The sequence below is a fragment of the Gudongella sp. QWL-04 genome, from assembly GCF_058683975.1.
The window spans coordinates 127,168-141,744 of the sequence record NZ_CM178754.1; the positions used below are offsets into that span (position 1 = coordinate 127,168).

The 14,577-nt window shown below is 42.2% G+C and carries 15 protein-coding genes; 12 read left to right on the forward strand and 3 right to left on the reverse strand.

Annotation, left to right across the window (positions count from 1 at the left end; genetic code table 11):
* Positions 1–68 precede the first annotated feature (68 nt).
* Genes AC4PHB_RS00630 through AC4PHB_RS00650 form a run of 5 tightly spaced genes read left to right on the forward strand, consistent with a single transcriptional unit; the run spans position 69 to position 3,542 of the window.
* The gene (locus AC4PHB_RS00630; protein WP_492136760.1) at positions 69–1,154 is read left to right on the forward strand and encodes an FAD:protein FMN transferase; all 1,086 of its coding nucleotides are present in this window, start codon (positions 69–71) and stop codon (positions 1,152–1,154) included.
* A 21-nt stretch (positions 1,155–1,175) separates the two neighbouring features.
* Positions 1,176–1,583 carry a nucleoside-diphosphate kinase gene (gene ndk, locus AC4PHB_RS00635; protein WP_492136761.1) on the forward strand — a complete coding sequence of 136 codons (408 nt, stop codon included), beginning with the start codon at positions 1,176–1,178 and terminating at the stop codon, positions 1,581–1,583.
* Positions 1,580–2,284 carry a cysteate racemase gene (gene cuyB, locus AC4PHB_RS00640; RefSeq protein ID WP_492136762.1) on the forward strand — a complete coding sequence of 235 codons (705 nt, stop codon included), beginning with the start codon at positions 1,580–1,582 and terminating at the stop codon, positions 2,282–2,284. The genes ndk and cuyB overlap by 4 nt, the downstream gene beginning before the upstream one ends.
* Before the next feature lie 34 nt (positions 2,285–2,318).
* Positions 2,319–2,984, forward strand: coding sequence for a sortase family protein (locus AC4PHB_RS00645; protein ID WP_492136763.1), 666 nt, complete (start codon positions 2,319–2,321; stop codon positions 2,982–2,984).
* Positions 2,985–3,032: 48 nt separating this feature from the next.
* The gene (locus tag AC4PHB_RS00650) at positions 3,033–3,542 is read left to right on the forward strand and encodes a phosphatidylglycerophosphatase A family protein (protein ID WP_492136764.1); all 510 of its coding nucleotides are present in this window, start codon (positions 3,033–3,035) and stop codon (positions 3,540–3,542) included.
* Positions 3,543–3,595: 53 nt separating this feature from the next.
* Here AC4PHB_RS00650 and AC4PHB_RS00655 read toward each other — a convergent pair whose 3' ends face one another.
* On the reverse strand, positions 3,596–4,948 hold the full coding sequence (locus tag AC4PHB_RS00655; RefSeq protein ID WP_492136765.1) for an alanine/glycine:cation symporter family protein: 1,353 nt from the start codon (positions 4,946–4,948) through the stop codon (positions 3,596–3,598).
* A 452-nt stretch (positions 4,949–5,400) separates the two neighbouring features.
* Between AC4PHB_RS00655 and AC4PHB_RS00660 the strand changes: the two genes are divergently transcribed.
* Positions 5,401–6,024, forward strand: a complete 624-nt coding sequence (locus AC4PHB_RS00660; RefSeq protein WP_492136766.1) for a ribonuclease H1 domain-containing protein — start codon at positions 5,401–5,403, stop codon at positions 6,022–6,024.
* Here AC4PHB_RS00660 and AC4PHB_RS00665 read toward each other — a convergent pair.
* Positions 6,002–6,430 (reverse strand): deoxycytidylate deaminase, encoded by a 429-nt coding sequence (locus AC4PHB_RS00665; RefSeq protein WP_492136767.1) that lies wholly within the window; start codon positions 6,428–6,430, stop codon positions 6,002–6,004. The two genes, AC4PHB_RS00660 and AC4PHB_RS00665, sit on opposite strands and share 23 nt — an antisense overlap.
* Positions 6,431–6,573: 143 nt before the next feature.
* On the opposite strand from AC4PHB_RS00665, the gene mscL reads away from it, so the two are divergent.
* Genes mscL through AC4PHB_RS00680 form a run of 3 tightly spaced genes read left to right on the forward strand, consistent with a single transcriptional unit; the run spans position 6,574 to position 8,862 of the window.
* Positions 6,574–7,011: a large conductance mechanosensitive channel protein MscL gene (mscL, locus tag AC4PHB_RS00670; RefSeq protein WP_492136768.1), complete on the forward strand. Its 438-nt coding sequence runs from the start codon at positions 6,574–6,576 to the stop codon at positions 7,009–7,011.
* 17 nt (positions 7,012–7,028) lie between these two features.
* Positions 7,029–8,225, forward strand: coding sequence for a patatin-like phospholipase family protein (locus tag AC4PHB_RS00675; protein WP_492136769.1), 1,197 nt, complete (start codon positions 7,029–7,031; stop codon positions 8,223–8,225).
* A 19-nt stretch (positions 8,226–8,244) separates the two neighbouring features.
* Positions 8,245–8,862 (forward strand): NUDIX hydrolase, encoded by a 618-nt coding sequence (locus tag AC4PHB_RS00680; protein ID WP_492136770.1) that lies wholly within the window; start codon positions 8,245–8,247, stop codon positions 8,860–8,862.
* Between the two features lie 14 nt (positions 8,863–8,876).
* Here the strand turns inward: AC4PHB_RS00680 and AC4PHB_RS00685 are convergent, their stop codons facing one another.
* The gene (locus AC4PHB_RS00685; protein WP_492136771.1) at positions 8,877–10,244 is read right to left on the reverse strand and encodes an MATE family efflux transporter; all 1,368 of its coding nucleotides are present in this window, start codon (positions 10,242–10,244) and stop codon (positions 8,877–8,879) included.
* Between the two features lie 142 nt (positions 10,245–10,386).
* Here AC4PHB_RS00685 and AC4PHB_RS00690 point away from each other — a divergent pair, with 142 nt between their 5' ends.
* The 3 genes from AC4PHB_RS00690 to AC4PHB_RS00700 all read left to right on the forward strand — a co-directional run bounded on the left by AC4PHB_RS00690 (position 10,387) and on the right by AC4PHB_RS00700 (position 14,485).
* Positions 10,387–12,267 (forward strand): sigma-54-dependent Fis family transcriptional regulator, encoded by a 1,881-nt coding sequence (locus AC4PHB_RS00690; RefSeq protein ID WP_492136772.1) that lies wholly within the window; start codon positions 10,387–10,389, stop codon positions 12,265–12,267.
* A 200-nt stretch (positions 12,268–12,467) separates the two neighbouring features.
* On the forward strand, positions 12,468–14,258 hold the full coding sequence (locus AC4PHB_RS00695; RefSeq protein ID WP_492136773.1) for an aldehyde ferredoxin oxidoreductase family protein: 1,791 nt from the start codon (positions 12,468–12,470) through the stop codon (positions 14,256–14,258).
* Positions 14,258–14,485 carry a MoaD/ThiS family protein gene (locus AC4PHB_RS00700; protein WP_492136774.1) on the forward strand — a complete coding sequence of 76 codons (228 nt, stop codon included), beginning with the start codon at positions 14,258–14,260 and terminating at the stop codon, positions 14,483–14,485. Before AC4PHB_RS00695 ends, AC4PHB_RS00700 begins: the two co-directional genes overlap by 1 nt.
* Positions 14,486–14,577: the final 92 nt, after the last annotated feature.

The window sequence follows — 14,577 nt, forward strand, 5'->3', positions numbered from 1 at the left end:
CCCTCGAAAGAGGGAGTTTTTATTTGCCTGAAAATCCGGTTTTTGGTATGATGTTCTGGGGTGATAATTTGAAAAAAACAATAACAATAATAATTCTGCTCTCAATTATAGCTACAACTGTCTCAGGCTGTGGACTTAAAGTAGAGTACGAAAAATACACAGATACGTTCTTCGATTCCTTCGACACTATTACTCAGATAGTCGGGTATGCCAAGACGGAGGAAGAATTCAAACAGTACACTGCAATTATGCATGACAGAATGCTTGAGCTTCACAAGCTATATGACAAGTACAATAATTACGAGGGTATCAACAATATCAAGACAATAAATGATATGGCAGGTAAAGAACCCGTCGTTGTTGAGAAAGAGCTTCTCGACCTGATAGTCTTCTCTAAAGAGATGTATGAGAAAACAAGTCATAGGACAAATATAGCATTTGGAGCAGTATTGTCGATTTGGTCTGAATACAGAAATGAGGCGGAGGCGGACCCATTTAATGCAAAAATACCTCCAATGGATGTACTTGAAGAGGCAAAGAAGCATACCGATATCGACAAGGTGATTGTGGATGTAGAAAATAGCACGATATTTCTTGAAGATCCAAGGATGTCTCTTGATGTGGGAGCTGTGGCTAAGGGCTTTGCAGCTGAAATAGTGACACGCGAAGCCAAGGAAGCGGGCTTTGAATCCTTCATAATGAGCGCAGGAGGAAATATTCGGGCAGTCGGCAAGCCATTGGATGGAGAGAGAGACAGATGGGGCGTAGGTATCCAGAATCCTGATAAGGATGTATTTGGAGACGGTTCTAACACCCTTGAAACGATTTTCGTAAACGATGCATCAGTGGTAAGCTCAGGAGATTATCAACGATACTATATGGTTGGGGATCAAAGAATTCACCATATCATTGATCCGGAAACACTTATGCCTGCGACAAATTATAGGGCTGTAAACGTTGTGATAGAGGATTCAGGACTTGCTGACTTTTATTCCACTGAAGTATTCCTTCTTCCATACGAGCAAAGCAGAGCCTTGGTTGAGTCGGTAGAAGGCCTGGAAGCTATATGGGTCTTCGCAAACGGGAGGATCGAAATGACTGACGGATTTCAAAGCATTGCTCTAAGTCATGGTGCAAGTGCGGTTGACAAGTAGTGTAGACGGGGAGGTATGGTCATGGAAAAGACTTTTGTCATGATTAAACCAGACGGAGTGGAGCGAGGGCTGGTTGGAGAGATAATTTCAAGAATTGAAAATAAAGGACTTAAGCTGCAGCAGCTTAAGCTGGTCAAGGTATCACCTGATATCCTTGAAAACCACTACATGGAGCATAGGAATAAACCATTTTTTCAGACACTTGTAGATTCCATGAAGGATAAACCTGTTTTAGCTATGATAATAGAGGGCGAAAGCTCTATAAAGCTTATGAGGTTAATGGTAGGGGACAAAGACCCATTGTGCGCACTTCCGGGGACAATTAGAGGGGATTATGCCTTTGAGACCACAAAAAATCTGATCCATGCGTCAGATTCAAAAGAATCAGCAGAAAGAGAAATTAAAATTTGGTTTGGAGATAAGCTATGATAAAAAAGACAATTGGGATAATTGGGGGCATGGGACCCCTTGCTACAGTAAAGCTGTTCGAAAGAATAGTCACAAATTCCGGTGCGGCTGCCGACCAGGAGCATCCGAGGGTACTGATAGACAACAATACAAATATTCCCGACAGGACTAGTTTTATACTTGGCAGAGGTGAAGATCCTGTACCGGAGCTTACAAAAAGTGCAGTTGGACTTGAAAAAATGGGTGCAGATTTTCTTATAATGCCGTGCAATACAGCACATTTCTTTTTGGAAGAAATTTCGAAAGTGATCAAAATTCCATTTATCGATATGCTGGAGGAAACACTTTTGAAAGCCTCGGAGACAGTGTTAGACGGAAGGATCGGACTTCTTGCAACTGACGGTACTTTACAGTCGGGAATATATGATAAGAGGGCTGCCGATCATGGACTTAAATTGATCCATCCTGAACCTGAGGATCAAGTAAAGGTAATGAAATTCATTTATGGGATCAAAAGTGGAAATTTAGGTGGCCACTCCGAAGACTTTAAGGAAGTAGTCAATAAGATGGCAGATAATGGCTTGAAGGCTGTTATACTTGGCTGCACAGAGCTTTCAGTCGCTATTGACTACCTTGAGCTTGATAATAGGATCACTTATCTCGATCCTCTTACAATTATTGCTAGGAGGGCATTATTTGAATCTGGCTGTGAGACAAAATAGAATGATGGGTATCTATATGACGAGGTGATTTGCCATGCGAAAATGGCTTTCTGCAATTCTTATAATAACTGGACTGGCCTTGATAATTTCTCCTCTAATTACAGAAAAAATGGTGGAGCAGCAGATCGAAAAGACCAGCAAGGTAATTGAGAGCATAACTGCCGAGGAGATCGAACTCAATAAACAAATGAAAGCAGAGTATGATTACTCTGCCATAACTGACGTGTCAGCCATAACTGCTGCAGTTGCAGTGGCACAGTTTGAGGATCCAAATATCGTAGGTCTGCTTAAGATTCCTGAGCTTGGCATCGATCTTCCAATATTGAATGGAGTATCTGATGCTAATTTGATGGCGGGAGCAGGAACGATGGTCCCGGACCTGGTCATGGGCGAGGGTAACTTTTCTCTGGCTTCTCATTATATGAAGGATCCAAAGCTCTTATTTGGAAACCTGTTGAATGCACAGCCTGAGATGTCTGTGAAGATAACGGATAAAAGATATATTTATGAATATAAGATCTACGAAACAGTCCTTGTGCCTGAAACAGCGTTATATATGCTGGACCAGGAAAGGGCAGAGCTAAGAGGCAAGCCGATCATATCACTTATGACCTGTTACTATACATCAAAGAACGGAAAGAGATTTTTTGCACTTGGTGAACTGGTTGACACCTATGAATACTCAGAAGATAAATTTTAGCCGCTATAAACGAGCGGCTTTTAAAATACATTAAAGGGGAATGATAATATGGATATAAATAAAAAAAGATACCAACACAGATATAATATGGATGAACTAAAAGAAATGACGATCGAAATGATAAACAGAAGAGGCGTAGCATTGGAGGATATCGCGGATATAGTTTACGACCTGCAGAAGAATTACTATGAGGACCTCACTAAAGAAAAGTGTCTCGAGAACATACATGCAGTTCTAAGGAAAAGGGAAATCATACATGCCATAATTACAGGCATTGCTATAGATGAGCTGACTGAGAAAAAACTTTTACCGGAGCCACTGCAATCAATTGTTGAAGCTGATGAGGGGCTTTACGGAATAGATGAAATACTGCCATTATCAATAGTAAATGTATATGGAAGTATTGGACTTACTAATTTTGGATATCTTGATAAAGAAAAGATAGGCATTATCAAGGAGCTTGATACGAAGAAGGGAGAAGCAGTCCATACCTTTTTGGACGATATAGTAGCTGCTATTGCTGCAGCTGCAGCCAGTAGAATTGCACATTCTGAATAAAAACACCGGAGCCTGTGGCTCCGGTGTTTTTATAGGGAAATAGTGTACTTGATTTATTTTGCAGCTTTTTCCTTAGCAAAGAAATCCTTTGTAAGCTTAAATACTGTACCACTTAACAACAGAACACCTATCAAGTTTGGAATCGCCATCAAACCATTGAGAGTGTCGGCAAGTGCCCATAGGTCTTCTAGTCCGCCTATAGCTCCGATTACTACGAATGGTATCCAGATCAATCTGTAAGGAGTTATGACCTTAGGGCCAAACACGTACTCAGCACATCTCTCACCGTAATATTCCCAACCGATTATTGTTGAATAAGCAAACAATACTATGCCTATTGATACGATATATCCACCAACTCCTGGAATCCCTTCATTAAATGCAGCAGTTGTAAGTGCTGCACCTGTTAGACCTGAACTCCACTGACTTGATACCATGATAGCTAGCGCAGTTATAGAACAAATTACTATTGTATCAGCAAAAACCTCGAATACTCCCCAGAGACCTTGTCTTACCGGGTGATCGGTAGTTGCAGCAGCGTGAGCTATTGGAGCACTACCAAGACCTGCTTCGTTTGTGAATACTCCACGGGCAACCCCATATCTGATCGATTTTGCTATAGTTGCTCCAGCAAATCCTCCAACGGCTGCAGTTCCTGTGAATGCGTTTCCGAATATCAGAGCAAAAGCTGCTGGAATATGAGATGCATTTGCAAAGATGATAAATAATCCACCAACTATATAGATAGCTGCCATAAATGGAACAAGTTTCTCAGTAAAAGCACCGATTCTCTTAATACCACCAATGATAACGGCTGCAGTTATTACAGCAAGAGTTACACCAGTTATCCATGGATTGATACTGAAGGTTGCTTGTAATGAAGCGGCAACTGAGTTTGACTGAACCATATTACCGATACCAAATGCAGCCAAAGCTCCAAATACTGCAAAGATTACTGCAAGCCACTTCATCTTAAGACCTTTTTCGATGTAGTACATCGGACCGCCGACGAAACGGCCGTCTGGAGTCTTTTCTCTGAAGTTAACAGCCAGTACGACCTCTGCAAATTTAGTTGTCATACCTACTACTGCTGCCATCCACATCCAGAATACTGCTCCTGGTCCACCAAGTGCGATAGCAGTTGCAACCCCTGCAATATTACCAGTTCCTACTGTAGCAGCAAGAGCTGTTGCTACTGCCTGGAATGCAGTTACTTCACCTTCACCACGTGATTCCTTTGAGAACATCTTAAGGAAAGTGTTCCTAAGGATATAACCAATTTTTGTAACAGAGAAAAATTTAGTACTAATAGATAGATAAAGACCAGTTCCGACAATCAGGAACAATATCGGGGGACCCCAAACGATATTGTTTATTGCGCTGTTGATTGACATTAGAAAATCCATAAATTCCCTCCTTTTAATATTGTTTTTCAAGTTCACGCGTTAATTCAAACCCTGGTGAAGGTTCAAATCTTCGGTATAGTATCGTTTTCCCACTAAACGTACCAACCTAACATGATTTTAGCAAAATTAATACAGCTTTACAACAACTAAGTTAATCGAAAATTCCCAATTTATAGAACATTGACATACCATTAACAAATAAAAGTGTAATAAAATTTCCATAAATATACAATTGAATTTTTATAATGTTGGTAAATAGGTATTTTGTGAAATGACATCGAGAAAAGGTTTTCCTATTAAATCAAAAAAATGTTCCAAAAATTTAAAAATTAATTTATAGAATAACAATAAAATGGTAACTTATTCTTGGTGGTCTTTTCCTTATGATAACCTTATCCATCAAGAATGAAGCTTTATGGTATAATTAGTATAATAAACGACAGGAGGTCCATATGGATAAGAAATACTACAGCGTCAAAGCCGGGAGAATGCCTGGGATATATGAAACATGGGAAAAATGCAGGGAGCAGGTGATAGGCTATCCAGGAGCTGAATATAAAAAGTTTTCCACTCTGGAGGAGGCTGAGGAATTCCTAGGCAGAAAATCATTAAAAATGGATATGGATATAGAAGGACTGAGCGAAGGTGAGGCCTCTGTATATGTCGACGGCAGCTTTGATCTCGGATCAAGTACTTACAGCTATGGCGTCGTTATTTTGACGAAGGATGATACCTATGAACTAAGCGGAAGGGAAGTAGATCCTGAAATGGCATTGATGCGGAATGTTTCGGGAGAGCTGAAGGGTGCAATGAAGGCCATGGAATGGGCTCTTGAGAACAAGATAGAAACCCTTTACCTGCACTATGATTACACTGGTATCGAGCGCTGGGCAAAGGGTGACTGGAAGACCAATAAAGATGGAACTAAGGCATATAAAGCTTATTTTGACAGCATTAAAAATAAACTCAGGGTCGAATTCATAAAGGTCAAGGCTCATTCAGGTAATAAATACAATGAAGAAGCAGATAAATTGGCTAAGGAAGCTATGCTAGTTACTCAACCTTTTCATAATTGACATTGTTTCTTTGAAGAAGGAGTATTGCATAGTCGTCTACCCGGTAATCGTTTTTGTAATATATATTCTTTATTCCTGCCTGGATCAGTGCCTTAGTACAGTTAAGACAAGGGAAGTGAGTCACATATGCTGAGCAGTTCTTTACGGAGATACCCTCCTTGGCACAATATAGGAGAGCATTCATTTCAGCGTGTATCGTTGCAATACAATGTCCGTCTCTCATTGTATGGCCTACGTCGTCACAATGGGGATTCCCTGATACTGAACCATTGTAACCTGTGGACACTATCCTGTTGCTGTCATTGACCAGTACACATCCGACCCAGGCCCTGTCACAGGTCGACCTGGTAGCGACCAGCTCCGTTATCTGCATGAAGTACTCCTTCCAATCCTTTCTCTTACTCATATTTTTCCTCCCGTTGAATTTTGATCGATCAATTTACGATGATATCTTCTTTATCAATATTATAGCATAGCTGAAACAATGAGAAATGAAATATTCTGGGTATAATAAAACGGTAATGAGAATACAAAAAGGAGGAGACAAAAATGTTCCAGGAATTCAAAAAGTTTGCGATGCGGGGTAATGTCATCGATTTGGCAGTAGGTGTTGTTATCGGTGGTGCCTTTGGAAAGATAGTAGCATCACTGGTTGCAGATATCATTATGCCGCTTGTTGGCCTTGTGGTCGGCGGTATGGACTTTGCAGGGAAGTTCGTAAGTCTTGACGGGAATACTTATCCAACTATTGCAGCGGCGCAGGAAGCAGGAGCAGCAACGCTTAATTATGGTTTATTTATAATGGCAATCATTGATTTTCTGATAATCGCTTTTTCGATTTTTATGGTCGTGAGAGCCATAAACAAGATGAAAAAGCCGGAGGAGCCCGTTGCTGAAGAGCCAACCACTAAAGAATGTCCATTCTGCAAATCACAGGTTGCTATTGCTGCTACAAGATGTCCACACTGCACATCAGAGCTGGTGTAAATAAGGAAGTGATTTAGATGTATGGCCTGGTTCTTGAAGGTGGTGGAGCTAAGGGTAGCTACCATGTAGGTGTATACAAGGCTCTCCTTGAGGAAGGCATACCTATAGGAGGAGTCGCCGGAACCTCGATCGGTGCCCTGAATGGAGCTATGATAGTTCAGGGAGACTTTGAAATTTGTCTGAAGCTTTGGGAGAGCATCAGCTATTCCAAAATCATCGGAGCAAATTACGATGAGATCGAAAGGCTTACTAGGTTAAGGCTTGGCAGAGAAGAACTTGCGGTGCTGGCTCAGAAGCTTAAGCTTCTGATTACTGACAAGGGCTTTGATATCTCGCCTTTCAAGCGTATGCTGGATAAATATGTAGATGAGGACAAAATTAGGTCTTCAGCAATGGATTTTGGGTTGGTGACCTTCAATCTGTCTGATCTTAGACCCGTTCAGATGTTCAAGGAGCAGATACCCTATGGAGAGATGAAGAATTATCTCCTTGCATCGTCCTATTTACCTGTTTTTAGATTTGAGAGACTCAATGGAAAGCTGTACCTTGACGGAGGAATATACGACAATCTTCCATTCAGGATGCTCCTCGGGAAAGGCTACGATAAGCTTGTTATTGTCAGAACCCATATGGATGCAAGGACACGGGAAATACTACCCAACGGATTAGAAGCAATCATAATTGAACCTTCAGAGGACATAGGCCGGACCTTCAATTACGAAAAGGGAATGGTAAGGCATAACATCGAGCTTGGATATTTCGATGCCTTAAGGCAGCTGAGGGGGCTTAAAGGGTCCAGGTTCTATTTCGAGCCTAAGGGTGAGAGGTACTATTTTGAGCTGTTATCCCATCTGAACGAGGATTCCATTAAGGATATCTCTGAGCTCCTCGGGTTCCAAGGAAGGGCAAACCTAAGATCTCTATTTGAAGAAATACTTCCTAAGCTTGGGAAAATGTTGGATCTCGGACAGGATAGCAACTATGAGGATCTGGCGATCGGTCTCATCGAAAGGTCGATGCATGAGGCGGGAATGGAGAGATTCAGGATATATCATTTCGACGAGGTGATCGGATCAAAGTCTCTGGATATAGTGCCATTCAGGGGAAAAGATAATAACAGGCTGTCGAAATTAAAGGAACGATTGGAGAATATCAGCCCCTTCAATAGAGAGGAGCTTCTGCTTCGGCTGTCAGATATTATGTTCAGAAAATGAGCAACATGGAGGGAATAAGGTGGATATCAATAAGTTGGCTTTAAAGGTGCAAAACAGATCTCCCAAACCTATGGATGTAAAGGGCAGGTTTGCAGTTTTGATACCGTTGATCAATAGAAATGGGACTTGGGAGATCATTTATGAACTCCGTTCAAAAAACATTACCCAACCTGGGGAGGTATCCTTTCCGGGAGGAAGGGTTGAACAAGGAGAAAGCTTCAAGCAGACTGCCATAAGAGAAACACTTGAAGAGCTTAGGATAGACAGAGAAAACATTAATCTTATAGGTGAGCTTGATTTTTTAGTATCCTACGCCAATTTTACCATCCACTGCTTTCTAGGAATAATAATGGATGTAGACTTTGAAAACATAGAACCAAATCCGGACGAGGTGGACCATATATTCACTGTGCCTGTAAGTTTTTTTACAGAGAATGAGCCGCTGGTCCATGAGCTGTCCTTGAAAACTGAGGACAGCGACACCTTTCCATATCATCTGATACCAAATGGAAGGGACTATAATTTCCGAGTGGGCAAGCACAGAATATTGTTTTATGAGTATGGGGATTACACGATTTGGGGCTACACCGCAAGGATGACCCACCAATTGGCTGAGATAATAAGGGGTTTAGAATGAAAAAACGAGGGGCTTTAGAGCTCCTCGTTTTTCAAATGCTTCAATGAAAAGGTCATTAGTACAGCTGCAATGGCAAATGACGTGAAATCAGCAATCGGACCTGCCATCCATACACCACTGAGCCCGAATAGCTTAGGCAGTATAAGCAATGCTGGAATAAGAATCAAAACCTGCCTTGAAAGACTTAAGAGCATTGACTGTCTCGGTTTGCCCGTCGCCTGGAAGTACGCGCTGCTCACTATCTGAAAACCAATGAAAGGGAATGCCATAAGCAAAGTCCTCATACCTGGAACAGCTATCGACATTAGCTGGCCAGACGCACCCTGTTCACCTACAAAGGCCTTGATTATGATATCTGGGAATAACTGCACGATTACGAATCCAAGCGTAGTGATCGTAGTGGCTGCTATGGCAGCATATTTGAATGTGATCTTCACCCTGTCATATTTCTTTGCTCCGTAGTTATATCCCATGATTGGCTGCGATCCCTGGTTAATTCCAAATATTGGCATAGCTATCATCATGCTCACAGAGTTGATCACTCCCATACTGGATGTAGCCATATCACCTCCATATGTCTGGAGATTATTGTTGTATAAAGCAGTTACCATACTGGCTGCTATCTGCATACTAAAGGGTGCCACTCCATTCGCGACTATCTTTTTAATGATTTTTAGATTTGGTACAAGGTACTTTTTCTTGAAGGATAATATACTTTTGCCTGTAAGGAAATATCTTAAGACCCAAATGGCCGAAACAGCCTGAGAGATTATGGTCGCAAGTGCAGCTCCCCTGACCCCCATATTAAACACGAAAATGAAGATAGGATCCAGGACCATATTCAAAAATGCTCCTATCAACATCGTAAACATTGCTATCTTGGGATTACCTTCACCCCTTATGAAGTTATTCATTCCAAAGCCGATAGCATTAAGAGGCGCACCAATTAGTATGACCTGCAGATATTCCTTCGCATAACCAATATTAGAGCTGCTCGCTCCAAATAGCTTCAGCAAAGGCTCAAGTAGAACTGTACCTGCTGCACCTAAAAATATTCCTACCAGAGCGAGCATGGTCAGCGAATTTGCTGCGATCCTGTCAGCTTCCTCCTTCTTGCCCTCTCCCAATCTTATGGATACCAGTGTATTGCCTCCAATACCTATAAGCATAGCGAATGCCATCAGCACGAGCATTATCGGCATGCCTATATAGATTCCACCTATAGCAACACTATCTACTCCACGGCCTATGAAGATCCTGTCCACTATATTATAAAGGGCGTTAACCAACATACCTACAATTGCCGGCACTGAGAACCTTAGAAGTAGACTTGGTATTGGCTCAATTCCAAGCCTTTCTGCTCTTTTTTCATCTCTTTTCATTATTTCACATCCTTAGAATAACTAAATATGATTATACTACAACATAGGATTTTGGCAACTTAATCCTTCCCAGGCTGCCGTATCAAGATAATGGTTTTCAATAGTGTTCAGGAAAGCTATACTATTATCAGGAGGTGTACACATGTCTAAGAACAGGGATTTTGTTATCCGATCACATGAAAGAAGCGTTAAGTACGGTATAGATTCCAGGCAAAGGACCAGTAAGAAAATGTTGGATGAGAGAGAGTTCGATACCCTTATAAAATCCAAACAGGAGCTAGTTGCTGTTGCTGAGCCGTTCGTTAATCAGCTTTACACCTTTGTAAAGGACTCGCAATTCTTAGTTATCCTTACTGACGAAGAAGGCTGTATCCTCAATGTTATCGGAAACGAGGAAATGCTTCAGAAAGCACACTCGACCTATCTGCTTCCGGGAGCATATATGGGAGAGGAATATATAGGCACGAATGGAATGGGGACGTCAATAATCGAAGGGTATCCGTTACAGATAACAGGAGAAGAGCACATTCTGGAAATACTGAAGGGCTGGACCTGCTCCGGGGCTCCCATAAGAGATCCCGAAGGAATAATTACAGGCTGCATAGATCTTACAGGAAATATTGAACTTGTAAACTCACACACTCTTGGAATGGTAGCAGCAGCTGCCACAGCAATAGAAAAAATGCTGAGCCTTAAGAGATACTCTGATATGATAGAAGCTGACAATATGTACATAGAAGGGATAATCAATTCGCTCCCTTCAGCAATTTTTACAACTGATCTTCATGGCAGGATAAGGCATTTCAATGAGTTTTCCTATGGAATGCTAGGCTATGGAAGAGAGGAGTTCCTTAACATAGACTGTTCCAGGCTGATACATGGCTGGCCGAAGATAGTTGAAAGGATATCAAAAAAGGAGAGTATCCTCCAGGAAGATGTAGAGGTAAGCCTTAAGGCAAACAAAAATGAAGTAAATTTAAGTGCCTATCCGATATTTGGACCAGATGGCAATACAAAGGAGATCGTTTTCGTCCTTAAAGATGTCAAAAAGATGAGAAGACTTGCCAATAAGGTGACGGGATCTCTTGCAATATACACATTCGATAAGATAATCGGGAAATCTCCAGCCTTCATGCAGACTGTCGCCTTCGCCAAAAAGATTGCGGATTCAAAATCCACTATCTTGATTATGGGGGAGAGCGGGACCGGGAAGGAGGTCTTTGCACAATCGATCCAGAATTACAGCAACCGAAGGGATGAGCCCTTTGTAGCTCTGAATTGCGGAGCTATACCAAAAAACCTCATTGAATCAGAGCTTTTCGGCTATGTGGGAGGAGCTTTTACCGGGGCGAAGTCGGAGGGTCACCCTGGCAAATTCGAGATAGCTGATGGAGGAACGCTTTTTCTAGATGAGATAGGAGAGATGCCGTATGAACTCCAGACAAGACTTCTTAGAGTCATCGAGGAAGGGAATGTAAGGCGTATAGGAGGCAATCGTGAGATCCCAGTCGACATCAGGATAATAGCTGCTACAAATAAGAATCTCAAGGGAGAGGTGGAAAAAGGTAACTTCAGGAAGGATCTTTACTATAGATTGAATGTATTGCCTCTCAGGCTGCCGGCACTGCGTGAGAGGAGGGAGGACATACCTCTTTTGATCGATTATTTCATGGAGAGAAAGTCCAAAAGACTAAACAAAAAGAAGGTAAATATCCCTGCATCGTTCATGGATAGGCTTATAAACTATGATTGGCCGGGCAACATCAGGGAGCTTGAGAATTTTGTCGAGCTAATAATAAATACTGAATCCATCCCAGGTGAAATAAACCCCGAGGCTCCTGTCAGATCTGCTGTAAGTGAACCCAATAAAGTTCTTTCACTTGCAGAGGTTGAAGAACTCCACATCAGGAGCACTCTTGAGGAAGTATCATATAATATTTCCAGAAGTGCAGAGCTTCTGGGAATAAGCAGGAACACCTTGTACAGGAAGCTTGAACTATATAGAATAGACGTACCAAAATAGGACAGTGCTCCAAAAATGAGCACTGTCCTGCTTCTTTTATTGCTCAAATATGGCACATATTTCAAATTGAAGATACTATCCACTTTACCTTTGTCCTGTAATTAAGCAAAATAGAGCTATCCAGCAATTTCATATTTTGTTCAAAGTTGGCACTAATCTTGCATAAGTATATCGTACAATATTTGATAGGAGGTTTGCATATGTACGGTTACAATGGAAAGATACTAAGAGTTAACCTGACAGAAGGAACCCTAAAGACTGAGAACCTTGATATGGATATGGCCAGAAAGTTCCTTGGAGGAAGAGGACTTGGAACAAAGCTTATGATGGATGAGGTGGATCCAAAGGTTGATCCCTTCAGCCCTGAAAACAAGCTGTTCATTGTCTCAGGACCCATGACGGGAAATCCTGTTGCTACGGGTGGAAGGTACATGGTCGTCACAAAGTCACCGCTCTCAGGAACTATTGCGTCCTCTAATTCCGGAGGGAAATGGGGAGCAGAGATGAAATTTGCCGGCTGGGACGTAATAGCCTTTGAGGGCAAATCAGAGAATCCTGTTTATCTAAGCATAGAAGATGATAAGGTAGAACTGTTGCCTGCTGACGAGCTTTGGGGGACTACCGTATCATCAACGACAAAGAAGCTTGAGGAAAGGCATGCAAAGGGTGCTAAGGTACTTACCATAGGCCCAGCGGGAGAAAATCTCTCGCTTATAGCAGCGGTCATGAATGATGAGGACAGAGCGGCCGGGCGTTCTGGCGTTGGAGCAGTTATGGGATCAAAGAACCTTAAGGCTATCGTTGTAAAAGGCTCAGGAGCACCTGACGTTCCCGACCAGGACAAAATCAAAGAGCTCAACAAAAAACAACTCGCTAAGATAAAGGAAAATGGAGTCACAGGACAGGGTCTGCCTACATACGGAACAGCAGTTCTTGTGAATATACTAAATGAACTGGGGAGCTTGCCTACCGACAACTTCCAGAAATCAGTATTCGATGGAGCAGAGGAGATAAGTGGAGAAACTTTGGCAGAAAAATACCTGGTCAAGAGAACTGCTTGCTACAGGTGTCCGATCGGGTGCGGAAGATACGTCAAAGTTGGCGATTGGGAAGGTGGAGGTCCTGAGTATGAGACTCTATGGTCCTTTGGAGCTACCTGTGGAATCAGCGACATGGAATCCGTGATAATGGCAAACTACTGGTGTAATGAGATGGGACTGGACACCATATCAGCAGGTGCTACTATAGCTGCAGCTATGGAGCTTTATCAAAGAGGATATATCAAGGATGAGGATCTCGATGGTGTAAGTCTTCAGTTTGGAAATATAACCGACATAGCTGAATGGACCAGAAGAATGGGCTATGGCCAGGGACTAGGCGCTAAGATGGCTCAAGGCTCCTACAGGCTTACTGAAAGCTATGGAGTGCCAGAGATTTCAATGTCCGTCAAGAAGCTTGAGATGCCTGCTTATGATCCCAGAGGAATAATGGGTATAGGTCTGAACTATGCAACCAGCAACAGAGGAGGCTGTCATGTAAGAGGCTATACAATATCTCCAGAGATATTGGGTCTGCCTGAGCAGCTTGACAGATTTGAAGCCGATGGGAAGCCTGGCTGGGTAAAGGTGTTCCAGGACCTTACTGCAGCAATAGACTCACTTGGGGTATGCCTGTTCACATCCTTTGCACTTGGTGCTGATGATTATGCTGAAATGTGCAATGCAATCTGTGGAACTGAATATACAGGTGCAGAGATCCTTAAGATAGGCGAAAGGGTATACAATATAGAAAGACAATTCAACATGATGGCAGGCCTGACACCGGCTGACGATACTCTTCCAAAGAGACTGCTGGAGGACGGGATCCCTGAAGGTCCTTCTAAAGGACATGTGAATAGACTTGCCGAGATGCTTCCGGTTTATTACTCTAAGCGAGGTTGGGGTAATGACGGTATCCCAACTAAGGAAAAGCTAGAGGAATTGGGATTGTAATGATAAAAATTGAAGTCAGGTACTTTGCAACTCTTCGTAAGGATGGGGTGAAAAAAGAGATTCTAAGAGCCGATGAGGACACAACGGCTGAAGAACTGATAAGGAATTTGGATATCTCCATGGACGATATTGCCATATTGCTTGTAAACGGAGTCAGGAGTGAACCTGAAACAGTACTGAAGGAGGGAGACGTTATCTCCCTGTTTCCTCCTGTTGGAGGAGGTTGATCTGCTGATCAAAAACATCCAGACTGGTTGAGTATAACCAGTTCTGGATGTTTTTCATTTTCTATTAATTATTACAGGTAATATTGTTATAA